This window comes from Dongia sp. (assembly GCF_041905885.1).
Classification (GTDB): domain Bacteria; phylum Pseudomonadota; class Alphaproteobacteria; order Dongiales; family Dongiaceae; genus Dongia.
In genome coordinates, this window is sequence record NZ_JAYRKD010000005.1 from 238,668 (window position 1) to 262,672 (window position 24,005).

Here is a 24,005-nt window from a genome sequence, read left to right on the forward strand (position 1 = left end):
TTCTTACCGCCTAAACCATCCAGGCAAAAGGGAAAAAGCCCGCAAGAGTGGTGTCAGGAAGCCGCAGCTGCGGGCATTCTAGCCGCTTCAAGCGGCGATTTGTTGACGGATCGGCGGGGCGAGCGGGTCGCGGAGGATATTCGGAGACGAAACGGGGCCGGGCAGCGGCCCGACCCCGTTGGATAGACAGTGTTTATGCGACCTCAGTGGTTGTCGCGGGGCAGGCCTTTTTCCTGGGCGACCCGCTGGTACTTGATCGCCGGCTGCAGGACCATGCCCTGGTCGAGCTGAGCGACGATGCCGCGCTGGATCTCCTGCCACGGCGTCTGGTGCGCCGGGTATTTGTAGCCGCCGGCATCGAGCAGGGCCTGGCGACGGGCCTTGATCTCGGCTTCGGAGATCAGGACGTCGACCTTGCTGTTCTTGAGATCGACGCGGATCTTGTCGCCATTCTTCAGGATCGCGAGATTGCCGCCGGCTGCCGCCTCCGGCGCGCAGTTCAGGATCGACGGCGAGCCCGAGGTGCCGGACTGGCGGCCGTCGCCCATGGTCGGGAGCGAGTGAACGCCCGCCTTGATGAGATAGGCCGGCGCCCGCATGTTCACGACCTCGGCCGCACCCGGATAGCCGATCGGCCCGGCGCCGCGGATCACCAGGATCGAATCCGCGGTGATCCCGAGCTTCGGGTCGTCGATCCGGTGGTGATAGTCCTCCGGTCCGTCGAACACGAAGCAGGTCACCTCGAAGGCATCGGGGTCCTTCGGGTTGGAGAGATAGCGCTGGCGGAACTCGTCGGAGATCACGCTGATCTTCATGATGCCGCTGTCGAAGATATTGCCCTTCAGCGCGACGAAGCCGGCGGCCTTCTTCAACGGATCGCCGAAGGTCTTGATGACGTTCGGATCCATGATCTTGGCGCCGCGGCAGTTCTCGCCGATGGACTTGCCGTTGACGGTCAGCACGTCCTCTTCGATCAGGCCCTGCCTCATCAGCTCCGCCACCACCGCCGGGACGCCGCCCGCATGATGGTAGTCTTCGCCGAGATACTCGCCGGCGGGCTGCAGGTTCACGATCAGCGGGATATCGCGGCCGTAGGTCTGCCAGTCCTCGACGTCGAGCCGGACGCCGAGGTGGCGGGCGATGGCATTGAGGTGGATCGGCGCGTTGGTCGAGCCGCCGATCGCGGAATTGACCCGGATCGCGTTGATGAAGGCCTTCTTGGTCATGATGTCGGAGGGCTTCAGGTCCTCCTTCACCATCTCGACGATGCGACGGCCGGTCTCATAGGCCATCTGCTGGCGCTCGCGGTAGGGCGCCGGGATCGCCGCCGAGCCCGGCAGCTGCATGCCCAAGGCCTCGGCGAGCGAGTTCATGGTGGTCGCCGTGCCCATCGTATTGCAATAGCCGGTCGAGGGCGCCGAAGACGCCACCAGCTCGATGAAGCCCTTATAGTCCAGCTCGCCGGTCGCCAGCAGTTCGCGGGCCTTCCAGACCACGGTGCCGGAACCGGTGCGCTCGCCCTTGAACCAGCCGTTCAGCATGGGTCCAACAGACAGAGCGATCGACGGGATGTTGACCGTGGCGGCGCCCATCAGCATGGCGGGGGTGGTCTTGTCGCAGCCGATGGTCAGCACCACGCCGTCGAGCGGATAGCCGTAGAGCACCTCGACCAGGCCGAGATAGGAGAGATTGCGGTCCAGCATCGCGGTCGGCCGCTTGCCGGTTTCCTGGATCGGATGGACCGGAAACTCGATGCAGATGCCGCCCGCCTCGCGAATACCTTCGCGAACCCGCTTCGCCAGCTCGATGTGGTGGCGGTTGCAGGGCGAAAGGTCGGAGCCGGTCTGCGCGATGCCGATGATCGGCTTGCCGCCTTGAAGCTCGTCCAGGGTGAAGCCGTAGTTCAGATAGCGCTCGAGATAGAGCGCCGTCATGTCGACATTGTCGGGATTGTCGAACCAGGCGCGCGACCGCAATTTGCGCGCCGCCGTGTCGTGACCATTGGCCTTCTTGCTGGACATGAGATGCTTTCTGGCAGGGGTGCTTTGAGGACTTTAAGACCTTGAAGTATTTCGCCCGAGCGGGGCGCGTCAAGAGCCCATTCCGGGTATTTGTACGAGAAATAGGCTCTGCCGCAGTGCAGCGAAACCGCGCCGCTGGCGATAAGCTGAACTGTGACAGTTGCGCGGCGACGCAAGCCAGGCTTGGAAACGCCGGAACTCTTCCAATCGGCTTCCATTGGCGCTGCATGGACCCGGACCGACCCGCCCTCACCGCTGCATTGAAGCTGCGCCTGATTTGCATCGCTGTCGCCGGTCTGATTGTCGCGGGCCTGGCCTTGGTCATGCTGGCGGCGACCGGGCCGGTCACCTTCCATCTGGGCGCCGCCGTGGCCCTCGGGACCTTCTTCACCTTCCTGGTCGGTGGCGGCCTGTTCGCGCTCTCGTTCTACAGCGCACGCAGCGGCTTCGACGCCGGGGCCGCGCAGCCGGATGACGAGGATCACACCCACCGTGGTTGACGGAGATTAAGCCGCCGACCAAAGTCCCTCCGCATTGGCGATCGGGGGCATGTGCGATGATCCGGCTGTTCGGCTTTTCCGTCCTGCTGCTTGCGGCGGCGCTTTGGCATCGCCCGGCGGCGGCCAGCTTCGACATGTGGTGCGAGCCGTCCTGGACGCTGGTTCATAGGGATGGGCCCGGGTGCGACGACATGGCGATCCTCGCGCCCGGCAACGACACGCGGGTGAACCTGCTGCTGTTGCTGCTCGACCAACGCGGCAGGGCGATCGAGGCGCCGACAGGCACCGGGACACCCGACCCTTTCGCCGAATGGCCGCTCTTCGCTCACCGCTTCACCCTCGCGCCCGCCGATGAGGAGGGCAACGACGAATACGCCTATGGCGAGGGCTCGCGCTGCCGCAGCAACGAAACCGGCACCGCCGCCTTCGTCGAGCAGGTGAATGCCGCCGCCGAAATATCCGAAGCCGAGCGCGCCGCCCTCATCGCCGCACGCCAGGGGTTGCAGCCGGATTGCGCGGCGGCTCCCATCGGTGGCGCGGCTTTGTCGGAAACGCTGCAGTCGGTGCAGTCGCCGCTCGGCAAGAGCTTCGCCGCCTATCTCCAGGGCGCGCAGGCTTTCTACGACGGTGACTACGACGCGGCGAAGACGCACTTCTCCGGTCTCACCGCCGTCACTCAGCCTTGGCTGGCGGAGACCGCGCGCTACATGCTGGCCCGCGTCGAGGTTAACCGGGCGCAGATCGATGCCTTCGACGAATACGGCTATCGGAAGGACGAAGCGGCGGATGCCACGGTCATCGATGCCGCGGAAGCCGGTTTCAAAGACTATCTCGCCGCTTATCCGCAGGGAACTTATGCCGCTTCGGCGCGCGGGTTACTGCGCCGGGTCTATTGGCTCGGCAAGCGCACTGACCCGCTCGCCGCTGCCTACAATGCAAGTCTTAGCGCCGAAAGCGCGAGCCCGGGCGGGCAGGACGACATCGCCCTGCTGGACGAGATCGACAACAAATATCTCGGATCCAGCGAGGGCGGTCTGGATTTCACGATCGATGATGCCGCGCGGCTCGGCAAAGACCCGGTTTTGCTGGCCGTCGTCGATCTCGTATTGTTACGTTGCCACGATGAGGATCAGAGTAAATGCCTTCCACGGATCGCGCGTGTCTCGTTGGAACGGCAGCGCGATTCCTTCTCAGCCAATCCTTCGCTCTTCGAGTACATCCTCGCGGTCTATGATTTATACCAAGAGCCCAAAGCCGTGCTGGCCGCCATCCCGCCCATGACCTCTCGAGCACCGCTGAGCTATCTCGAGTTCAGCCGGCAGATGGTGCGCGGAATGGCCTTGGAAGCGGTGCAGGGTGCCGGCGCCCGCGACCATTGGCTGGCGCTGCTGCCCGCCGCCACCCAGCCGATGCAGCGCCCCGCCGTCGAACTGGCCCTGGCCTTGCACGACGAGCGCGCCGGTGCGCTCGACAAGGTGTTCGCGGCCGGTTCCCCGATCACCAATGCCAGCATGCGCGAGATCCTGCTCCGCAAGATCGCCGATGCCGATCTCCTGCGACGCCAGGCCAAGGACGAATCCTTGCCGCAGCATGAGCGCGACACCGCGCTCTATGTGCTGCTCTACAAGGAGGTGACGCGCGGACACTATGCCGATTTCCTGAAGGACCTTGCCCTGGTCCGCGCCGATGCACCGGTCGAAGGCTATGCCGGAGGCTTGAGCACCAGCGAGCCGGTGCCGCTCGGCGTCTTCACCCAGACGACGACGCTCGGCGACTATGGCTGCGGCCCACTCAAGGAGACGGCAGCCAAGCTCGCCAAGAATCCGAAGGCGCCGAAGCCGCTGCTCTGCCTCGCCGATTTCATGCGGGCGAACGGCTTCGACCAGAACACGCTCGACACCGCACCGGAAGGCGACCAGCTTGGCAGCACGGCGTCGCTGTTCAAGGGCGGACCCTATGCGCGGTTCGACGTCTACAAGGCGCTGCTTGCCAGCGGCAAGACGCCGGCCGAGGACAAGGCGTATGCGCTCTATCGCGCGGTCCGTTGCTATGCGCCGGCGCAGATCAACTCCTGCGGCGGCGAGGACGTCGAACCGTCGCAGCGCAAGGCCTGGTTCCAGCAATTGAAGAAGCGCTATCCCAATTCGAAATGGGCCAAGCAGCTGGAGGGCTACTGGTAACGCCGATGCGTGCCGTCCTGGCGGCATTGTTGATTGTCCTGGCAGCGCCGGCCCTGGCAGCGCCGACCGACGCCCGCGACTACGATGCCTTCTTTCTCTGGGCGGGTGTGAAGCCGCAAGCGGTGCTGGCCGAGGCGCGCGATCTCTATCTCTTGCAGGGCCAGGTCGATGACGGCGATCCCGTCCGCCTGGTCTCCCAGCGCCAGGCTTTGCCGCGTGTCGCCGAGGCCGATGTCTGGATGGTGGTCCGCGTCGAGACACTCGACTGGCCGGAAACCGTCTATGGCCAAGTCCTGGCGGCGCTCGGGCGCTGGCGCGCCGCCGGCAACAAGGTGGTCGGCATCCAGATCGATTTCGACGCGGGCACGCGGCATCTGGAGAATTATGCCGCCTTCCTCGGCGACCTGAAGCAGCGCTTGCCGGCGGATTGCCTTCTCTCCATCACCGGCCTCCTCGACTGGAGCAGCAATGGCGATCCGGCAGGGTTGGCGGCGCTCGGCGGCGTGGTGGATGAAGTCGTGCTGCAGATCTATCAGGGACGGCGCGTGATCCCCGGCTATGCCGGCTATCTCGCCGCGCTCAAGCGTCTGGAGCTCCCGTTCCGCATCGGGCTGCTGCAGGGCGGCGACTGGGAGGCACCGGATCATCTCGCCGGCAATCCCTGGTTCCGCGGCTACGTCGTCTTCCTGGTCAACGAGTAGCGCGCGCCAGGCTCCCCGCCTGCGGCTTGCGGAGCGTCAAGAACGTGGTCACGCAGGCCAGAATGGCGCAGAGCGCGATCATGGCGACCATCGGCTTGGCGCCCGCCTCGGCGAACAGGCCACTGAGGGACATGATGACGGCGCCGGTCATCATGCCGAGCGCGCCGCCAAGTGCCGAAGCCGCGCCGGCGATGGCGCCGTGGTGCTCCAGCGAGAGCACGCCGGCCGTCGGCAGGACCAGGCCCAGGAAGCCGTAGCCCACGAACAGGCCGACAATCATCACCGGCAGGCCGTCGAAGCCGGAGAGCATGATCACCGCCAGGATGGTCATCGCGACCGCCATGCCGGCCACCGAGACGCGGACCACCGACGCAAGGCCGTAACGCTTGGTCATGTAGCCGGTGAGCTGGCTGACCCCGAAAAACGATGCCGCATTCAACGAGAAGCAGAGGCTGAACTGCCATTCCGACAGCCCGTATTGCTCCTTCAGCACGAAGGGCGAGTTGCCGAGGTAGACGAAGAAGGCCGAGAGGCCGAAGGCGCCGACCATCGAGAGCCCGATGAAGCTCTTGTCCTTCAGAAGCAAGCCATAGGCGCGGAAGGCGCCGCCCCAGCTGCTGCCGCGGCGGGCCGCGTGCGGCCGCGTCTCTTCGAGCGCGAAGACGGCGAGCAGGATCGCGATCAATGCCGCCACGGTCAGCGCCCAGAACACGCCGCGCCAGCCGATCACGGCGATGACGCCGCTGCCGAACAGCGGCGCCATGATCGGCGAGACGCTCATCACCAGAAGCAGGAACGACATGAGGCGTGTCGCCTCATGTCCGGTGTGGAGATCGCGCACGATCGCCCGCGGCACCACCATCCCCGCGCAGGAGCCGAATGCCTGCAGGACGCGGAAGGCGATCAGGGTCTCGATGTCGGGCGCCAGTGCGCAACCGACGCTGCCGATGGCAAACAGCACCAGGCCGGCATAGATCGGCAGCTTGCGGCCGAAGATGTCCGCGATCGGACCGTAGAACAGCTGGCAGAAACCGAACACGATGAAGAAGGACAACAGGCTGGCTTGGACGGCCGCCGTGCTCGCGTTCAGGCTGGCGCCGATCGTGGGCAGTGCCGGCAAATACATATCGACGGCGAAGGGACCGACAGCGGTGATGAGACCCAGCACCACGGCCATGCGCAGATAATGATTCATGATAGGGCCGTGGTGATCGGGTGTTCCGATGCTGGGGCTATTGCGCGGCGGCGGCGCGGTCGAGGGTCGGGTAGTCGGTATAGCCCTCCGCCCCTTGCGTGTAAAATGTTTCCGGGTTTGCCGGGTTCAACGGCGCGTTGGCCTTCAATCGCGCGACCAGGTCCGGGTTGGCGAGGAAGGTGCGGCCGAAGGCAATCGCGTCGGCGCGGCCCGAGGCGAGCGCCGCCTGGGCATCCTCGAGGTGATAGTCGGAATTGATGATCAGCGTGCCGCGATAGGCCTTGCGGATCTGCGGCACGAGATCGCGCGTGCCGGGGCGGAAGGTGCTCTCCGGCCGCGAGGCGCGCATCTCCAGGAAAGCCAGATTGAAATCGTTGAGCGCGTTCACCACGGCCAGGAACAGGGCCTCGGAATTGGAATCGCCGCAGCCCTGCGGATCGTCATTGGGCGAGAGCCGCACCGCCGTCCGATCGGCGCCGGCGACCTCGACCAGGGCCTGGGCGGCTTCCCGCAGCAGGCGGATGCGGTTCTCGATCGCGCCGCCGTAGGCATCGCTCCGCCGGTTGGTGCCGTCGCGCAGGAACTGGTCGATCAGATAGCCGTTGGCGGCATGGAGTTGCACGCCGTCGAAGCCGGCGGCAAGCGCGTTCCGCGCCGCTTTGCGATAGTCCTCGATGACACCGGGGATTTCGTCGAGCGCCAGCGCGCGCGCCTCGGCATGAGGCACCTTGCCGTCGTAGGTCCGGATCTCGCCGGGCGCGGTGGTTGCAGAAGCCGAGACCGCCTTGGCGCCGCCGAGGAAATTCGGATGGACGATGCGACCCATATGCCAGAGCTGCGCATAGATTCGGCCACCCGCCGCATGCACGGCGGCGACCACCGGTTTCCAGCCTTCGACCTGTGCTTCGGTCCACAGGCCGGGCGCATAGGCCCAACCCAATCCCTGTCGGCTGATGCCGGTTGCCTCGGAGATGATCAGGCCGGCGCCGGCGCGCTGTGCGTAGTATTCGCCCATGATCGGCGTGGGGACATGATCGCGGGTGCCGCGGCCGCGGGTCAGCGGCGCCATCAGGATGCGGTTGGGCGCGTGAATGGCCCCAAGCTCAATCGGGTCAAACAGGGTCGGCATATGCGGGGATTCCTGTGATCAGCGGGAGGAGGTGATCGCTATCTTGATCACGCCGCCGGGATATTCAAGAGGCGCGAGGTTTTCTCCGGCCGAGACTAACCCGCCTGGGAGCATGGTCTTGTGTCAGGGCGCCGCCTGTAGATAGACCGAGCGGATGCCCTCGACCTGATCGGCGCAGCGCTCCAGCGCGTCCTGCAGGCGCGCGGCGAGGCCGAGGAGATCGACATCGGTCTCGATCTCGGCCGGGGTCCAGCGCGGCTTGGCGCAGGCTGCGAGCAAGCTGTCCGGCAAGTCGCGATAGACCGTCACGGTCTGGACCGTCGGCGGAAGCGGCGCCGCGCGGTAAGCGTCAGTGCTGCAGGCCTGGCAGAGCGTCACGCACGATAGGGCCAAGCGGGCGAACGTCGTCCGGCCTTGCATGGGCGGTCTCCTTCAGATGCGAGATCCTGGCTTCGAGTGCCGCGATGCGCTGTTCCGCCTTCTCGGTGTTGGCTGCGGCGATGGCACGCGCGGCCTGCCCGTCGCTCTCCAGGCGGCGCAAGGCTTGCGTCTGCTTGTCGATCACGCCCTGTCGCTGCGCCGCAGCGCCTTGCCAGCGCGCGGCATCGCCGGCGGCAAGGTCGCGCTGTTGCGTGAGGCTGACGATAACCGCTTGCTTGGCGCCGAGGCGTGACCAGAGGACCGCGCTGGTCGCGCCGAGCAGGACGATCGCCAGGACCATGCCGAGGAAGACGTAGAGCCTGATGCTGGAGAGCCCGAACATCACTCCGCCTCCATCATGCCGCGCCAGCGCGCGATGCGACGCACATAGTCGGTGGTCTGGCGTGCATTCGCCGGACCGCTCACGGCAACGAGGCAAGGTGCAACCGCCGGCCAGAGCCTGGCGTTTGCACAGTGCTCCTGCGCCTTGAGGATGGTGCCGGCGCCAGCATTGTAGCTGGCGAGGCCGAGGTCATAGGCCTGCATCGGCGTGCGATCGCGGCCGGACCAGATTCGCGCCATGCGCGCCTGGTACCAGACTCCGCCGAAGATGTTGTGCGGCGCCGAATGCGGAGAGGTGCCGCGCCAGCCCAGGGCCTTCTGGATCTCCGCCCAGGTGCCCGGCATCACCTGCATGATGCCGCGGGCCCCCACCGGCGAGACGGCGTCGGGATCGAGGCCGCTTTCCTGCACGCCCTGCGCCTTGGCCCAGCGCCAGTCCGGACCGTTCTGAAGCCAGTGGGCCGCGGCGCGCTGGAACTCAGAATCGAACCGTCGCGAGAACGAGTCCGACCAGCAGGGCGGCGCCGATGTTGCGCTTGCCATAATAATCAGCGGCGGCACGAGGATCGGTGAGAATGAGCGCCAGCGGCCCGCCCTGCCCCTTGAAATGACTCCAGCCGCCGGCGAGCACGTCGAGGAAGCGCAGCGCGCCCCACCATCCAAGAATGGCCGCGAAAGCAAAGGCGAGATTGGCAGCCAGCGAAGCCAGCTGCGCCAGGAAGATCGGAAGCATCCGTGGAGTCCTTTCATGGCTGTTTGCCGCTCATCGAGATCGCCGCTTCGGCGAGGCGTGCGAGCACCGGGACGAGGTTGCTGACCATCTGATCGACTTTCGCCGTCATCGCCTCCTGGCCGCGCTCGAGGCGGTGGATGTCCTCGCGCAGGTCGTCACGGCGCACATAGTCGCGCCGGAGCTCGGCGTCGGCCGCCTCGGCGCGGTCGATCCGCTCGTGCAGCTTGGCGGCGGAGCCGGAGATGCGGTTGTTCAGCACGCCGTAGACCGTGCCGAGCGCGCCGGCCCCGCCGAGCACCAGGGTCGCGAGCTGGATCCAGAACTCAGGCGTCATCGCTTGCTCCGGTCAGGCGGGATTGCCATAGGCGATCTTGAAGGTGAACTCGGTCAGCCAATTGTTGGTGAAGTTCACCCCCGCTCCCTCCTTCATCCACTTGCCGTAGCGCAGGCCGGCGAAGGGATAGCCGGAGACCGGCGTCACCAAAGTGTCGGCATTCCAGGTGTTGCCGCCGAAGCGGGTCCAGTTGCCGAGGTCGGGGCTAGCCCACCAGCCCCAGGCGCCCATGTTGGCGCCTAGCTTGAAGTCAATGCTGATTTCCTCGATGAACACCGGGACGCCGAAATCGAACAGGATATTGTCGCCGTCGGCGATCGCGGTGCTGCCGGTGCCCGGCATGTCGATGGCATCGCTGGAGCCGGTCGCGGTGCCGCCGTCCACCAGGTTGTCGAAGGTGCCGCCGTCCGGCGTGAAGCTGCCGCTGACGGTGATGAGACCCGTTCGGTTGCCCTGGCCGAGAATATGCGCGTAGTCGGCAATCGGCTTCGCCGCCTGGGCGACACCGCGGCCGGGGGCAATGAATGGCGGAAGACCCGAGCGCGCGTTGGTGCCGCGCACCGGATAGGGCCGTGCGATCAGCGGCGGCCGGGCGGGAGACGGGTTAGGCATCCGGCACCAGCTCGGCGTATTCGGCGGTGAAAGCGAAGGCGTCGGTCACCGCGGAGCCGGCGCGCACTTGTGCATAGAGCCGGTCACTGGCTTCCAGGCGCAGCGGCGCGGTCTCGCTGTAGCCGAAATCATCCGCCGCCGGCGCCGTGGTCACGGCCCATGTATAGGCCGCATGGGCGACGCTTTTCAGACGCCGCATCGTCGTGCCGCCGTCCTTGGAGAGATAGAGGTTGAGCTGGCAGGCGGTGGCGAGATTGGGCTCGACCAGCTGCGCGGAGAGGCGGGTCACCGCACAGCCGCCGGCCGGCGCCGTCATCAGCAGGGCCGTTCCGGTGGGGGTGTCGTCGAGATCGGTGTTGGCGATGGCGGTGGCGCTGCTCGCCTTCGCCGTGGCGGTCTTCTGCGTCGCGCCATAGACCGGATTGTGATTGAGGATCGTCATGGGGTGGTTCCCTTCAACGGCTGAGGGTGAATTGCGCGAGACGGGTGGCGATCTGAAGCTGAGCCAGCAGCGCCGTGTTCGCCGCGAGCGTCGCGGCCAGCGCGGAGTTCGCGAGCTTGCGGGCGGTGACGAAGTCGGTGTCGTTGGTTCCGCCATCGACCAGCGCCTGGGTGGCGATCCGGGCGATGCCGGCCTGAGCCTCGGTCGCGTTGGTTACGGCGCCCTGCAGCGCCACATCCTTGTTCTCCAGCGCGAGGCCGTCGGCCGACCAACCGAGCAGCCGGCCGCCGGAAGGATTGGGCAGCACGGCAGAGACGCCTGCCGCGATCGTCACCGGGAAGGTGAGCGCGCGATCCTGTCCGTCCTTCAGCTGCTGGTCGCGCATGACGGCGCGATCGAAGCCGCCTTCCAGCGTATCCGCGGGCAGCGGATCGTCCTCGACATAGTCGTCTTCCTGCGTGAACGGGATCTCGCGATAAAGAGTGAGCGTGCCGCCGGCGGCCGGCGGCACCGTCGCGATCAGCGATCCACCGGTGCCGCCGCCGCCGGTCACGCTGAAATCCGCGTTGAGCGCAAGCGGCGTCGCGTTGCCGAGCGCATCGACGAAGACCGCGTTCACATCCGTGTCGTTGAAGAAGGGGAAGTGGATGGTGAAAGCGGGGGTGATGCCGTTGGTGGCGTATTGCTCGCGATTGATGGTGCTGGAGACGGTCATGCTGTCCTTTCAGGGGTAACCGCAAGCGCCGCTGCGCCTGATTCCGAGCGATCTGTGCTTCAGAAAGATACACTATAGTGATATTTTTTGCGGAAATCCAGGAGAAATTGCACGGAGCCGAATGGATGTTTATGTGCCATAGTCGATAATTTTATTTTATCGGAATCGACACATGAATTAAGAATATGCGTCAATTCTCATATTGCTGCTTTATCGGATCTGCCGCATAATCAACCTGGAGGCAACCCATGGCGGACCTAGCGCGCACCCCAAGCCAGATCGGCAACCTGATCCGGCGCGCTCGCAAGAGGCGAGGGCTCAGCCAGACCCAGCTTGGTGAGCAGGCTGGTCTCCGCCAGGAGACGATCTCGCTGATAGAGACGGGCAACCCCGCGGTCAGATTGGAAACTCTCCTCGTGGTGCTCTCGGCGCTGGAGCTGGAGTTTCGCATCGGTCCCCGAGGCAAGGGCTCCGACCTCACGATCGAGAGCATCTTCTGATGCCAAGGCACCCGCGCCATGCGCCGCTGCGCGTCTGCCTGAACAATCGTCTCGTGGGCCATCTCCACAAGGCGCTCAACGGGGCCATTGAGTTTCGCTATGACCCGCGCTGGCTGGACTGGGAGCATGCGCTGCCGGTATCGCTCTCCCTGCCCTTGCGCGACGATGCCTTCCGCGGTGAAACAGTCGCCGCGGTGTTCGACAATCTGCTGCCGGATTCCGAAGCCCTGCGAAGGCGCGTCGCCGAAAAGGTTGGAGCGGACGGTGCAGACACCTACAGCCTGCTTGCGGCGATCGGCCATGATTGCGTCGGTGCCCTGCAGTTCCTCCACGGCGAGGAAGAGCCTGACCCGCAAGGAATCCATGGCGAGCCCGTCAATGCAGCCGCCATCGAAAAGCTGTTGCAGGGACTGACCCAGACGCCGCTCGGCCTTTCGCGTGATGATGATTTCCGCATCTCGGTCGCCGGAGCTCAGGAAAAGACCGCGCTGTTGCGGCATAAGGGAAAATGGCTCAAGCCGCATGGAGCCAATGCAACGACACATATTCTGAAGAAGCAGATCGGCACGCTGCCGAATGGGATCGATCTTTCAAACAGCGTCGAGAACGAGTTCTATTGCCTGAGGCTGGCGGCTGCCTTCGGTCTGCCGGTCAACCAGGCCGAGATCACGACCTTCGGCGAAGCGACCGCACTGGTGATCGAAAGATTTGATCGCATCTGGACCAAGGACGGCCGATTGCTGCGCCTGCCACAGGAAGACAGCTGCCAGGCACTCGGGGTACCGCCGACCCGCAAATACCAGAGCGAAGGTGGTCCGAGCCTGAAGCAGCTGCTTACCCTACTGAACGGCAGCGATGAACCTGCCGCCGATCGAGCGACGATATTCAAGGCACAAATCCTGTTCTGGCTGATCGGCGCTACCGATGGTCATGCCAAGAATTTCAGCATTTTCTTGACGCCCAACGGCTACCGCCTTACCCCGCTTTACGACGTGCTTACGGCACAACCCAGCCTCGATGCGGGCCAAATCCAGCCCAAGCAGATGAAGCTCGCCATGTCGGTTGGGACCGACCGTCACTACCAGATCGATCGGATCGCTCGCCGGCATTTCGAGCAGACCGGAGAAGCCGCGGGCCTGCCGAGAATCCTGATCCGCAATTCCATCGAAGCGATGGTCGACCAGGCGGAAGCAGCGCTGGACAAAGTGGAGAGCGAACTGCCCAAAGCCTTTCCGGAGGCGATCCATGCCTCCGTCAAAACGGCCGTCCGGAAACGTCTGCAGCTGCTCGAACCGACCAAGCCTTAGAACCCGAACACGCTCGGTCCCGGCGCCTCTTGATCAACCTTCATCCGAAGGATCATCACAACCCGGCCAACGCCAATACGCATCGCGGGTTCGCGCCTATATTTCCTTCATTGTCCGCTGCAGGTAGCCGGGCGACATCATGTCCTGGAATTGATGCAGCAATGCTGTGTTGAGCACTCGGCGCGTCACCTGCAGCCTATCGAGAGCAGTACCCTGCCCTTTGGCCCATTCAGCCAAGGAGGCGCGCACGTCATCGCCGTTTCTCGCCTGACGCCAAATACGGAGCGCCGACGCGAATGCGGGATTGAGTATTTCCGTCATGGCGGAAAGCGGCGTCGATTTCAGGCCCGTCGTATCGCCGAATAGGAGATCGGCGCAAAGCCCCAGCGCGCCGCCGGCCATCGCCGCTTCGAACCAGGGTGCATCATCGCCCTCTTCATCATCTCCCTTTTTTACTCCCGGCGGCGTGGATGCACCGTCACGGATGAAATCGAAACTTAACTGTCTCAGCCGTGCAAAAAGCACGGTCCACGTGAGGAGGCTTGCGAGAGCCGGAAGTCCATCGCCCTCCGCCATCGCCTTATGCATGGCCTGATCGGCCTCGCGCACCTCCGCTTTGCCATGCGCCTTGGGCAAGAAGGGCGCGCGAAACTGGCGAAACTGCGCGAGAAAGCGGAGCAATTCGCCTTCGGCCGTAAAATCCGCCACGCCCCGCATGAAGCGGCGGTGAGCTTCCTCCTCGATACCAAGCGATGCAACAACGATCCGATCGTTCAGCCACGCGTCCGTCCCGCTGCGCGCCTCCCTCAATACCGTTTCGGACGGCGGTGTATCGAGGCGCACGACCCCGAATATTGCTCGAACCACCTCCCACTTCCCGGCATCGATACCGTATTGCGACAGCGTGGCGGCGAAAGCCGGATCGATTTTCGAGAAGCCCACTCGCATCTTTTCGCCCAGGAATGCGCTGAGCGCGATATGCGAGGCGCGTCGCGTCACTTCCGTCCACCAAAACACAACATTGAGCTTAAGGAACTGGCGCAAGAGCTCCGCCGCTCTGCCGGGCGGGCTATCCAGCGAAACAAAACGATCCGCCAGCGCTGCGTTGAAGGCAGTGCCGAACATGCCTACCCCGAGAGCGAAATCGGGCCGCCGCTCTGGCGCGTCTACACCGGCGCCGGCGATGAACTTTCCGAGCTGCACGTCGATCGCATCGAACAAGGTGGTTCCATAGAACGGCACATCCGCGCTGAACGCCGGCATGTCCTCGAGCTCCGGAAACAACGCCTCGCCGAGGTTCACCAGATTCTGGCGTGCTGCAGCCGTAATCTCGCGTTCGGTCTGCGCGTCGAGATGACCGGGCCAAATCGGCTCCAGACCGGACAGGGTACCGTGAAGCAGCATCGTCACCCGTGGATCGAACGTCTTCTTGGTTTCCTGTTCAAATGCGCGGAGAACGCCGTTCAAAACCTCGGCCGGCTGCGTACCGAGCACGGCGGTGAGACCCGCGCGCCGCGTGGCGCGTTCGAGTCCGGCAACCACCGCATCGCGCAATGTTACCAAGCCGAAGCGCAGGTTGTATTCGATCCAGCTGTCGGCATCTTTGAAATAGAGGAAAAGTCTCGGGTCATCCTGATACAGGCCGATGCTGTCGAACGCGAGATCAAGAAATACATCGCGACGGATATGCTCGAATGTCCGATCGTCGAGCAGGGGCTCGATGAATGAGATCCAGCTCTCCTTGCCTGCCCGCTTGAGCTTCAGGCTGTCGTGGCTTCCGCCGATCAACTCGCCAGGATAGGCATGGCGATAGCCGCCTTCCTTGTTCTGCACCTTGCGCGCGATCCTGACATAGTTCGCAATGATTTCCGCCATCGCGACCGCTTGTGCCGGAGGATGACCGTTCGCGCTCGCAGGATGTTTCGCACCGGACAGCTGCCAGAGTGCACGGGCGACAGCTCGGTCGAAATCCGGCCCGCCGCTGGTCCAAAGCGTATAGAGATTGCGCTTTTCAAGGTCGGAAACCAGCGCGCCCAGCAGGAGCACCAACAGCCCGTGGTGCCGTGCCTTTGCCGACCAGAAGGGTACCGGCCCTCCGGCTTTGACTTGCGAGAGAGTGTCTGGATCTCCAATGAGCGCAGCCTGGAGCCCCGCGGCCAGATCGTCGGTCCCGCGTTGAAGCAGATAATCGATCAGGACGTGGCCATGCTGCTCGTTGTGCGCAGTCTCGTGCTCAGCGACTGCCGCGCGGATCTCGTCGTCCGTCATCTCGCTCACGGGCTTTCTCGTCATGGTTGTTTCTCCCGTTCCGACTATTGTTCACTTTTTGTACCAGAACATCGGGCCGAGGTCTAGATGCGGGCTGATGAGGTCCGCGCTTCGGAAGGTACTGCCTGGGATCTTTGCCAGCGGCCACCAGCTTCTTCTTTCCGGCTTTCGTCAGGAACTCCCGCCATAGAGGATTGTACTGGTCCCATGCTCCGACGACCTTCTGGATCAGTGCATCCATGTGCGGCCGAACGACATCCACCCGATAGAGCAAGACCACCGCCTCCACTCCGAACGTCTCCTGGTATCCGAGAGCTTGTTTTTTGCCTTTGAGAATCCCGCTGAGTGACTCCGGTTTCATTTCGACGGCCAGCGGGACGTGATCCGTGCTCAAGAAGCTATCAGGCACCTTGTTATCCAACTTGAAGGCTCGATGCAGAACTTTGCTGCCATCGGCATAGCCGCCCAACCCGGTGTGAGCAGCGGTACCGATTGCGTTGTCGACCTTGTGGCCCCCGTCCGCTTCAGGTGGATAGAGCTTCAAGGGATCGTCATCAAATTCTGCATTCAGCTTCGCCACTTCCGACATTTGCACATGCGTCAGCTTACGATTGAGTTCCTCCGGCGCTTTCATATAGAGCAACCGGCTGGCCCGCCGCGATGCCTCTGCGTCTTCCACCATCCTTCGCTCAGAGAGAGGGCCGGCATAGTTCGGATCATCAGGCTTGAGACGCCGAACCAGGAATGTTTCCCGACCTTCCGAGGCGCTTTCCGTTTGGGAATATTCAAGTATGTCGTTGCCACTAGTCTTGCGATAAATCTCCTCCGTCGCCGATTTCCTAACGGGGAGATAGTCGCGAAGCATGGTTTTGATTCCGGCAAGATCACCCAGATCAATCGCCTCGCTTGGCACCACCATGTAAGTGTCGGGAGGAAGCGATGACGCCTTGGCGATAAATCCTGATGTTTCACCTTCAACAGGGTCGGAAGTGACCGTCGCCCCGTGCTCCGCGGCGGCAGTAGCGAACGGCTCGCTGTTCTCCGCTGCGCCCAGCCGCCCGGCAGAATCGTCGATGACTCGGCCAAAGGCGTCCAGGCTCAGGTCGCGGCGCAGACGCATGCCGCGATAGAGATCGATTCCAACTCCCCCGAGGGCGTGGACCACGCCACCCGCGACCGCGCCAAGCCCAACATTCATCAGGCTGCTGGCCAAGTCGTAGTCGTCGCCCGTGGCTCGACCCAACGCATAATCCAGCGGCTCGGTGATTGCCGTTCCGGTCGCCCCCTCATAGGCCCCGACACCGGCCCGCGCGGCAAACCTGCTCAGCGCCGAACCGAACCTTGCCGTCGCCTTTCCAATCCAATAGCCAAGCTTTGCTTCTCCGACCCCGGGTACAAACAAGGTGGCAAGGTTGATCGGGTCGACAAACTCGGCGCCAAGCGCGGTTGCCCCCAGCATCAGTTGAGTGCCGAGGCTTCTGTCCGCGCGCGCGACCAGGGTCTCGTTTTCAATCTCCTCGCGGCTCCGCTCCATCAATAGATCGAGCTTCCCCTGCCGCATGCCCTCTTCGACCTCGACCCGCCCATCGAGACCTGCTTGATGGACCTGCTCCTCCGCCTCGCGGAGTGTCAGCTTGCGTGAAGTCGGCGCTTCGTGCGTGCCGAAGCGTCCGCCGGTCACTCGCCCGTACTGGGCTTCATTGAGCTCGCCGTAGAAGTCGAGGCGCGATATCGGCCCCTTCATCCACGTCAGGCTGAACTGAGCGCCCAGCGCCTCGTCGATGGGCGTGACAATGTTGGTGGAGAGCAGCGGCGGATCGGGATTGCCATAGGTCGCGATATACTGGGTCATTGCGAATTGGCACCCGTCGTGCGCGATCCTTTGGCTTGCCGCGCGCGCCTGCTCATTCCCAGGCGGGCGAGCTCTGCCCAGCTCACTTTGATCGGCTTGCCAGCGATCTTGGCCGCATGCTTCGAGGAAAAACGCAGCTCCAGACCGCTTTCATCGGACGCGGTGACCCAGAAGCCGTGGTCCTGCAGAGTGCCTACAATTCTGTCGGGAGGAGTTTCCCGGTCGACCGTATTGTCGAGCGGCAGCGTGGCGAGCTGCTCCAGGTATTCATCAGCGCCGCTCGCGATCAGGCCCACTTGATACGCGCGAGGGACGCGATAGACATAACCGCGGAATTGTCGGAAGGCAAAGTCGCCGGCACCGAGCTGTTGCGCAGCGATAGCAGCTGCCTCGGCGGGACTCTTCTGGTTGTGGTAAACCTGATACAGGGCGAGTGCCTGGACCGATCTCTCCAGATTGGCTGAGATAGTGCTTCCCGCCGGCTGCTCCGCATAGCTCGCTTTGAGGTCCTTCATTCCTTTGTAGACTTCGCTCTCGAGAACGCTTTTCTGGGATTTTGTCAGACTCGCATTCCGCTCAAGATCGGCGTACGCCTTTGGATCGCGGCTGAGAGCAAGCAGGATTTCTTGTGTCTCCCCCTGATGCGGCTCGAGGAGCAATGCCGTCGCAAAGTATGGATCCGCGGTCGGCGGCAGGGCCGCCACGAAGTGCGGATAGTCGGTACCGAAGCTCCGCTGGAGGTAAGCAATGTTGGACGCGTTGCCCTTCCGCCTAAGCTGGTCCTGCAATCCATTGGCAATCCTGAGTGGGATCGGCCGCATGGATTCGGCCGGCACACCCAGTCTGCGCAATTCTTGCTGGGTGGAGATGAGGGCCTTTGTGACCTTCTCCGGGGCGGCGCCACCCGCAAGGACGTCATCCCAGTCGGCGCGTACGTGGGGATTTGTCGTGCTGGCATATTCCGCCGCGTCGGCCTGGATCGCTTTGTTCTTGGCCACAATAGCGTCGGTGACCAACTCCAGCCGGCGCCGACTGTGTTCGGTATGTTGCGCCTCATCCGCCTTTTGAAGGCTATCGAGAAGGATCCGGTCTTCAGAAAGCGACTGCTTTTCGACTTTGACCAAGTCGGCGTGGGTATCGGCTCTGAAGGCGAGTTCGGCGATTGCATCATATGCTGCCTTCTCGCTCCCCAGGGCTTTCTTCAACTTGTCGAAAGCGATGCCGTCATAAGTCCCCTTGGTCCCGGCCTCATTGAGCTGCCTATCCAGCTCAGCCAGGGTGTCGCTGTTGGATTTCGCATTCGCCTGCTCATGCTCGTTCTTTATCTCGAGGTCGCGCAGCTTCTGCTCGCGCTCAATGGACGCAAGCAGATCCTGTTTGCCATCGACGCCCAACTCTTTGTCATACTTTCCGGAGCTCACCTCCTGCAACGCTGCATCGAGGTTCCGCCTCTTTAGACCCTTCAGTCCGGCCGAAACGATTGCCGCCCTGCTGATGCGGCTGAGTTCCGCCTTCTGGTCGGCAGTGAAGTGCTGGTTGCCATTGATCATGTCATCTACCAGCTTGGTCGCGGATTCGAGCCGGCCCAAGTCGTCGGCCACCTGAGAGGCCTGCCCGCTAACGAGGTCGTGCAATGCTCCAGCGTCGAGCGCGAACCTGGCCACGGTTCTGTCCTTGACGCCTGATTCGATCGCCGAGACCCGGTAACCGTCCATATGCGCGCGCACGTAGCGCTGAAAGCGCGGATTGGAATTGTCTCTCAGCGCCTCGTCCGTCGTGCGAGTAACAGCGTCGTTGATCAGGTCGGGGTAGTCGGCGAGGCCGGGTGCCGCCTTGGACTTGAGCTCCGGAAGCTGCTCGGCGAGGCGTAGCTGAAGGTCGTTGATCAATGCAGCCGCCTTCGGCTGATCGATGACCTCCCACTCCTTCTCGTCGTGCCACTCGTCCGTCTTGCGAATGGATTCGACAGCGCCGGATGCGGCGGTGGCGAGATCGACGAAACCCTTGCCGAAGGATTCGGCGAGGCTCGGTCCGGTTCGCGGTGCGACGAGACCGCCCTGTGGCAGGACCTGTCGGTTCCATGACTGGAAGTCTGTCATCACTTGAAGCCTTTGCTGTTGGCGCTCGGATCTAGGTAGCGAGGCCCTTAGCCGGGCGCGTCTAAACCAGCCGCAAGTTTGTTGCGGATATCGTCCCGCGCCTTCGCGTCGTACCAGTTGGCGTAACCGGAGATGGCGGAAGTGCCGGCGCCGAAGAGACCGCCGACCAATGCGCTGCTGCCGGCCTTTTTAGAGGCCTTCGCCTGAGCAAGGTGATTCGCCGCCTCCACCTTGCCGTTCCAAAGCGCGGTCTGCGCATCGAGCTCGGCATTGATATCGCTGTCGGCGAGCGCGTCGAGATAGGAACCTGCAAGATCGACACCGGAGGCGCCGATCGCCGCGCGATTCTGACCGGCGAGCCGGCGCGCCTTCTCGCGGATTGCCTGCGCCTGAGTCTGTGCCTGCTGCTCGGCAAGGCCGGCATTGGCTTTGGAGTATGCCGCCTGACCTCTGGCTTGTGCGTTCTGTGAAGCACCCGAGACGATCGAGCCAACCGCCTGTACCGCTGCCGCCGCGATGGGGATCCAGGTCATGCGGCACCTCTTTCGCCAAGCACCGTTCCGCGGCGCTGTCGAACAATCGGTTCATGCATGATTGATCGCATGCCCGTGTCGGACTTGAGGAAGACGAACGCCTGGTAGTCGCGGCCCTGGTGGTATTGGCGCAGCACGCATTCCCCCGCGAAGCCGAGCAGCCCGGCCCAGCGCGCAGCCGGCACAAAGCCGATCAGCGCCTGGGCTTCGATGCGTTTCGCGGGATGGCGATCGAGCCTACGGCGCACCGCGCGCGTCAGCGCCAGCATGTGGCGGCCCGCGGTCTCGCCGAGGATCGCCCAGGCGATGGCGCGGCCTTCCCAGCATTCCTGAAATCCGCCGCAGGCGATCGGCTCCTGATCGCCCAGAGCGGTCCAGCAGGGACCCGCGTCGCTCACCCGCTCGGCCCAGCCTTGCTCGCGCAAGGCCACGCCGAGATGCTCCTGATGCGGCTGCAGCGCGAGCCGGTGCAGGTGATGCGGAGCGTAGGGAACAATCAGCAAGCGGCTCACCCCTTGTCGTAAGTCGTGACTTGCGGCAGAACCGCGATCACGGTCATCGGGAACGGCGCCGATTGGCGCAGCGCGATGCGGCCCTTGGTCTCGTAGCCCTTCTCCCAAAGGACGCGGCAGTCGTCGTCGCCGATCGGCGGCGCCTCGCCCATCGGGATCGTGGTGGTGCGGTACTTCAACGGCACCATGCTGGTGAAGTCCGGCCCCGCCTCGCCGCCGAGGCTTTGCAGCACGCGGAAGGTGACCTCGTTGATGCGCTTCACCTTGCCCTGCGCCGTGCCGTCGACCGCGCCGGCCTCGATGCGCATGGTCTGAAGCCGCGAGTTGTACTTCAGGCCGGCGACCGCATAGCCGACGGCGCGGGTCAGCGGCGCACGGCCGTTGGCGACCACGATGTCGGGATGCGTCGCACCCTCGGCGTTGACCGAGATGGTCTCGCCCTCGAGGTGCCAGAGGTTAGAGAGCGCGCTCGCCGAGAGCCGCCAGCCGTTGGCGGGAACGAGATCGAGGCTGGGCCACGCCGCCAGGATGGTCGCCGTCACCTGCGTCGGGGAGCCGAATGCAGTGATTCGCGCCTTGGCCGAGATCCAGGCGCCCTGCACCGCCGGGTCCTCGGGGTCCAAAGCGGCGTAGTCGAACCAGCGCATCGAGATTTCGCGGCCGACGTCCGATGGCTTGAACACGTCGCCACCGGCGGTGAAGTCGACGCCGGTGGTGCCCTTGGCCGTCGCGCCGGTGCCGGGCTGCAGGGTTTGCGCCTGACGGCCGTCGAAGATCAGGCCGGAATCGACGTAGAATGCCTGTTCCTGGTCGTCAGAGTTCTCCCATTCCGGCGCAAACAGCTCGACATAGCGCTCGACGCGGCCGTTGATCATCCGCTGCACGATCAGCCAGACTTCGTCGCGGGCGTCGTTGGGATCGGGGATGGTGCAGACCGAGCGCACGATCGGCGGGCGGCGCCGCGCGACGTCCTGAAAGCCGCCGAGAATCTGCCGCGACCAGCCGATCTTCTGCTCGTCGCGGTCATAGGTGAGCACCGGGAGCTGCCCGTCGCCGCGGGTCATCCAGACCCAGCCCTCCGGCTCCGACTGGAAGGCAAGCTGGCCGAACTCCAGGCGCCCGATATGGCCGGAGAGGATGGTGAGATCGCCGGCGTTGAAGCCGTCGATCTCGTAGGTGTAGTTGAGGTTGCGGATCTTGCGCCGCTTGCGCTGGACAAAGATCACGTCCTTGCCGGTCCTGACCGGCTGCGAGCCCTCGTAGGAGCCGTAGGTGGTGGCGCGGGTCGCCTTCACATTGGTCGGCGTCAGCGCGCCGTTGAGGGTGTTGGCGCGCACCACCCATTCGCCACCCTTGGTGCCGACAAGGAGGCCCTTCTCGTCATCCTTCATCCAGAGCACGTTGTTGACGTCGCCGGAATCCAGCGGATAGGCGACGGCGTTGTCGTCGGCGACCACGGCGGCGGTCGACGAGGGCGAGAAGGTCTCGTAGTTCGACGACATCGAGCCGTCGACCCGGGTCGGCGTCAGCGGGCAGCCGCCCCAGAACAGGCGTCCCTCGTAGAAGGTGACGCAGGAAGGATAGCCGCCGCCCTGGCTGTAGAGGCCGAGCCGCCAGCTGGACGAGGCCGTGGTGCCGCCGAAATTGCTCAGGACATCCGCGGTCACCGACACGGCGCTGGAATAGGCCGTGATCTTGGCATAGCCCCAGCTGCTGGCATGCTGGATGCGGACCAGGCGTCCGAGATCGGTCGGCTCGAAGACGTGCGGCTTCGCCGTCCCGCCGCTCACATAGGCATTGGCAAACGACGAGCCGTTGAGATCGTAGGTGTTGGCGTTGACGCGGCTGACCGTCCAGGTGGCATTGGCCTCGGTGGTGCCGAGGACGCCGGTGATGTCGATCTTGTCGCCGGTCTTCCAGCCATGGTTGGCGGAGGTGATGCGGATGGCGCCGGCGCCGTTGTTGGCCGCCCCCGTGATCGCCACCGAGAGCGCCGAGGAGATCGTGATTCCCGCGCCGGAGGCGGCCGACGGCGTCAATGTCGTCTGGGCATTGTTGACCGGCAGATAGGGTCCGTCCTGGAAGTCGATCTGCGACAGCACCCAGTTGGTGGCGCCGTAACGCTGCAGCTTGCGCGGCACGTATTCGGTATGCGCGATGTAGAGAATGTCGGCCGACTGCGCGAATTTCAGCTGGTTGAGATCGCCTTCCTGATAGGTGGTGGTGAGCGTATAGACCCGCCCCGCCGTGCCGCCGGACGTATAGCCGGAGTAGCCGGCACCGTTGACCGGGCTCCCATGCTGGTCGGTGAGCTCGACCGTGTTGGTGTTGACATTGGCAACCCGGAAGCGCCGGCCGTTGAGCTGCGTCATGCCGCCGATACCGCTGACCTCGATATCCTCGCCGTTGGCGTAGCCGTGGTTGAGGATGGTAAGCACGACCGGGTTGGTCTGGCTCGCGCCGGAGATCGGCTTGGTCGCCTCCAGCAGCGGCCCGTCATTGCGGTAGAAGCGCACATAGAGATGGCCGAACTCGAGGACATAGGCCTGCTCGGTCGAATACTCGAACCGCACCAGCAGCGCGTCCTGGACGGGGAAGCGCGTCGAGGCGATGAAGGACGTGCCCGGCCGCCGCGCGGCAGGGCCGACCACGCGGGGAATGAAGTTCTCCAGGATCCGGCAGGCGAATCCGTAGCGCGAGAGATCGGTGCGACCCTCGGTGATCGGCGCGAACTCGCCGGCATCGAAGGCGTTGAAGTTCGGACTGGCTCTAACCATGCGTCAGCCGTTCGTGGTGAGGATCGGGAACTGGGTGGATTGCTCGCGGGCCTGCAGGAAGGAGAAAGTCGGATAGGGTTCCGGCTGCTTCTGCATGCCGTTGATCCGCTTGGCGCGGGTGAGTGCGATGCCCAAGGCCTGCGCCGCGTCCTGCTTCTTGGTGTTGGACTGCGTCAGGTCCTCGGCCAGGTCGTAGGCCAGCCAGCGCGCCAGCGCCTCGACCGCATGCGGCGGGAAGCGGCCGGCATCGGTCACATCGTAGAGATAGAGAATGTCGAGCGGCGCCGAGGCATCGCTCAGGATCCATTGCGAGCCGGTGGTGTCGGCCTCGAGGCTGAAATCCGGCCCGTTGCGGACCGCGAGCAGGCGCAGGAAGTCCGCCGGCACCGGGAAGCCGCGGGCAAAGCCCCAGACCGGCGTTGCCGCGGAAGCCGGCAGCGAGGCTCGCTTCTTGGCGAAATGCCAAGGGTGATCGCAGAGGAAGGCGCGGCGGGTGATGTCGTAGACACGCCGCAGCGCCTTCGCCTGCTTGGTATCGTCGTCGATCGAGACGATCGGCGCATCGCCCAGGCATTCGAGCGCCCGGTTGCAGATCGAAGTCTGTGAGGCCATTGCGAATCCCTGGGAAGTTGCCGCGCTACTGGGCGAACGGAGTGGCGCGGGTGTTGACGATGAAGTCGCGGAGCTTGTCGAGGCTGTCGAGCACCTCCTTGCGGGTGATGCCGACGGCGTCGTTCACCGCGAGCTCGATCTGCCGGCCGGTCGTGGACGTACCGGAAGCGATGTCCGCGTTCTGCTGGCCGCGGTTGATGCCGATGTATTGGATCGACATG

Annotated in this window: 24 protein-coding genes; 5 read left to right on the plus strand and 19 right to left on the minus strand. The window is 64.2% G+C overall.

From position 1 onward, the window contains the following. Nucleotides 1-203: 203 nt before the first annotated feature. Nucleotides 204-2,021: an IlvD/Edd family dehydratase gene (locus tag ACH2CY_RS07400; RefSeq protein WP_395017687.1), complete on the minus strand. Its 1,818-nt coding sequence runs from the start codon at nt 2,019-2,021 to the stop codon at nt 204-206. Nucleotides 2,022-2,248: 227 nt separating this feature from the next. On the opposite strand from ACH2CY_RS07400, the gene ACH2CY_RS07405 reads away from it, so the two are divergent. Genes ACH2CY_RS07405 through ACH2CY_RS07415 form a run of 3 tightly spaced genes read left to right on the plus strand, consistent with a single transcriptional unit; the run spans nt 2,249 to nt 5,402 of the window. Beyond that, nucleotides 2,249-2,521 carry a hypothetical protein gene (locus tag ACH2CY_RS07405; protein WP_395017689.1) on the plus strand — a complete coding sequence of 91 codons (273 nt, stop codon included), beginning with the start codon at nt 2,249-2,251 and terminating at the stop codon, nt 2,519-2,521. Between the two features lie 56 nt (nt 2,522-2,577). Then, nucleotides 2,578-4,701, plus strand: a complete 2,124-nt coding sequence (locus tag ACH2CY_RS07410) for a hypothetical protein (RefSeq protein ID WP_395017692.1) — start codon at nt 2,578-2,580, stop codon at nt 4,699-4,701. 5 nt (nt 4,702-4,706) lie between these two features. Beyond that, complete coding sequence (locus ACH2CY_RS07415) at nt 4,707-5,402, plus strand: DUF3142 domain-containing protein (RefSeq protein ID WP_395017693.1); 696 nt, start codon at nt 4,707-4,709, stop codon at nt 5,400-5,402. On the opposite strand, the gene ACH2CY_RS07420 is transcribed toward ACH2CY_RS07415, so the two are convergent. From ACH2CY_RS07420 to ACH2CY_RS07465, 10 genes are all read right to left on the minus strand, one after another. Beyond that, the gene (locus tag ACH2CY_RS07420) at nt 5,392-6,597 is read right to left on the minus strand and encodes a multidrug effflux MFS transporter (RefSeq protein ID WP_395017694.1); all 1,206 of its coding nucleotides are present in this window, start codon (nt 6,595-6,597) and stop codon (nt 5,392-5,394) included. The genes ACH2CY_RS07415 and ACH2CY_RS07420 overlap by 11 nt on opposite strands. A 37-nt stretch (nt 6,598-6,634) precedes the next feature. Then, nucleotides 6,635-7,726 (minus strand): alkene reductase, encoded by a 1,092-nt coding sequence (locus ACH2CY_RS07425; RefSeq protein ID WP_395017695.1) that lies wholly within the window; start codon nt 7,724-7,726, stop codon nt 6,635-6,637. Nucleotides 7,727-7,849: 123 nt separating this feature from the next. Then, a complete protein-coding gene (locus ACH2CY_RS07430; protein WP_395017697.1) occupies nt 7,850-8,035 on the minus strand; it encodes a hypothetical protein in 186 nt (61 codons plus the stop codon). Between the two features lie 40 nt (nt 8,036-8,075). Beyond that, the gene (locus ACH2CY_RS07435) at nt 8,076-8,489 is read right to left on the minus strand and encodes a hypothetical protein (RefSeq protein ID WP_395017699.1); all 414 of its coding nucleotides are present in this window, start codon (nt 8,487-8,489) and stop codon (nt 8,076-8,078) included. Beyond that, entirely contained in the window at nt 8,489-9,031 is a 543-nt protein-coding gene (locus tag ACH2CY_RS07440) for a transglycosylase SLT domain-containing protein (protein WP_395017701.1), read from the minus strand. Before ACH2CY_RS07440 ends, ACH2CY_RS07435 begins: the two co-directional genes overlap by 1 nt. Continuing rightward, the gene (locus ACH2CY_RS07445; protein WP_395017702.1) at nt 8,967-9,221 is read right to left on the minus strand and encodes a hypothetical protein; all 255 of its coding nucleotides are present in this window, start codon (nt 9,219-9,221) and stop codon (nt 8,967-8,969) included. The genes ACH2CY_RS07440 and ACH2CY_RS07445 overlap by 65 nt, the downstream gene beginning before the upstream one ends. A 13-nt stretch (nt 9,222-9,234) precedes the next feature. Then, nucleotides 9,235-9,555 carry a hypothetical protein gene (locus ACH2CY_RS07450; RefSeq protein WP_395017705.1) on the minus strand — a complete coding sequence of 107 codons (321 nt, stop codon included), beginning with the start codon at nt 9,553-9,555 and terminating at the stop codon, nt 9,235-9,237. Between the two features lie 12 nt (nt 9,556-9,567). Continuing rightward, entirely contained in the window at nt 9,568-10,167 is a 600-nt protein-coding gene (locus ACH2CY_RS07455) for a hypothetical protein (RefSeq protein ID WP_395017708.1), read from the minus strand. Beyond that, on the minus strand, nt 10,160-10,609 hold the full coding sequence (locus ACH2CY_RS07460) for a hypothetical protein (protein ID WP_395017709.1): 450 nt from the start codon (nt 10,607-10,609) through the stop codon (nt 10,160-10,162). Before ACH2CY_RS07460 ends, ACH2CY_RS07455 begins: the two co-directional genes overlap by 8 nt. Before the next feature lie 13 nt (nt 10,610-10,622). Further along, entirely contained in the window at nt 10,623-11,324 is a 702-nt protein-coding gene (locus tag ACH2CY_RS07465) for a hypothetical protein (RefSeq protein WP_395017712.1), read from the minus strand. A gap of 248 nt (nt 11,325-11,572) precedes the next feature. On the opposite strand from ACH2CY_RS07465, the gene ACH2CY_RS07470 reads away from it, so the two are divergent. Together ACH2CY_RS07470 and ACH2CY_RS07475 are read left to right on the plus strand one after the other, a co-directional pair. Then, on the plus strand, nt 11,573-11,824 hold the full coding sequence (locus ACH2CY_RS07470; RefSeq protein ID WP_395017714.1) for a helix-turn-helix transcriptional regulator: 252 nt from the start codon (nt 11,573-11,575) through the stop codon (nt 11,822-11,824). Beyond that, nucleotides 11,824-13,131 (plus strand): type II toxin-antitoxin system HipA family toxin, encoded by a 1,308-nt coding sequence (locus ACH2CY_RS07475; RefSeq protein WP_395017716.1) that lies wholly within the window; start codon nt 11,824-11,826, stop codon nt 13,129-13,131. Before ACH2CY_RS07470 ends, ACH2CY_RS07475 begins: the two co-directional genes overlap by 1 nt. A 96-nt stretch (nt 13,132-13,227) precedes the next feature. Here the strand turns inward: ACH2CY_RS07475 and ACH2CY_RS07480 are convergent, their stop codons facing one another. Genes ACH2CY_RS07480 through ACH2CY_RS07515 form a run of 8 tightly spaced genes read right to left on the minus strand, consistent with a single transcriptional unit; the run spans nt 13,228 to nt 24,004 of the window. After that, the gene (locus ACH2CY_RS07480; protein WP_395017719.1) at nt 13,228-15,408 is read right to left on the minus strand and encodes a hypothetical protein; all 2,181 of its coding nucleotides are present in this window, start codon (nt 15,406-15,408) and stop codon (nt 13,228-13,230) included. Next, nucleotides 15,365-17,251 (minus strand): hypothetical protein, encoded by a 1,887-nt coding sequence (locus ACH2CY_RS07485; RefSeq protein WP_395017722.1) that lies wholly within the window; start codon nt 17,249-17,251, stop codon nt 15,365-15,367. The genes ACH2CY_RS07480 and ACH2CY_RS07485 overlap by 44 nt, the downstream gene beginning before the upstream one ends. Further along, on the minus strand, nt 17,248-19,350 hold the full coding sequence (locus tag ACH2CY_RS07490) for a hypothetical protein (protein WP_395017724.1): 2,103 nt from the start codon (nt 19,348-19,350) through the stop codon (nt 17,248-17,250). The genes ACH2CY_RS07485 and ACH2CY_RS07490 overlap by 4 nt, the downstream gene beginning before the upstream one ends. 47 nt (nt 19,351-19,397) lie before the next feature. Further along, complete coding sequence (locus ACH2CY_RS07495; RefSeq protein WP_395017727.1) at nt 19,398-19,883, minus strand: hypothetical protein; 486 nt, start codon at nt 19,881-19,883, stop codon at nt 19,398-19,400. After that, nucleotides 19,880-20,395, minus strand: a complete 516-nt coding sequence (locus ACH2CY_RS07500; protein WP_395017728.1) for a hypothetical protein — start codon at nt 20,393-20,395, stop codon at nt 19,880-19,882. Before ACH2CY_RS07500 ends, ACH2CY_RS07495 begins: the two co-directional genes overlap by 4 nt. Beyond that, a complete protein-coding gene (locus ACH2CY_RS07505) occupies nt 20,392-23,172 on the minus strand; it encodes a hypothetical protein (RefSeq protein WP_395017731.1) in 2,781 nt (926 codons plus the stop codon). The genes ACH2CY_RS07500 and ACH2CY_RS07505 overlap by 4 nt, the downstream gene beginning before the upstream one ends. Nucleotides 23,173-23,175: 3 nt before the next feature. Then, a complete protein-coding gene (locus tag ACH2CY_RS07510; protein ID WP_395017733.1) occupies nt 23,176-23,784 on the minus strand; it encodes a hypothetical protein in 609 nt (202 codons plus the stop codon). A 25-nt stretch (nt 23,785-23,809) separates the two neighbouring features. After that, nucleotides 23,810-24,004, minus strand: coding sequence for a hypothetical protein (locus tag ACH2CY_RS07515; protein WP_395017735.1), 195 nt, complete (start codon nt 24,002-24,004; stop codon nt 23,810-23,812). Nucleotide 24,005: the final 1 nt, after the last annotated feature.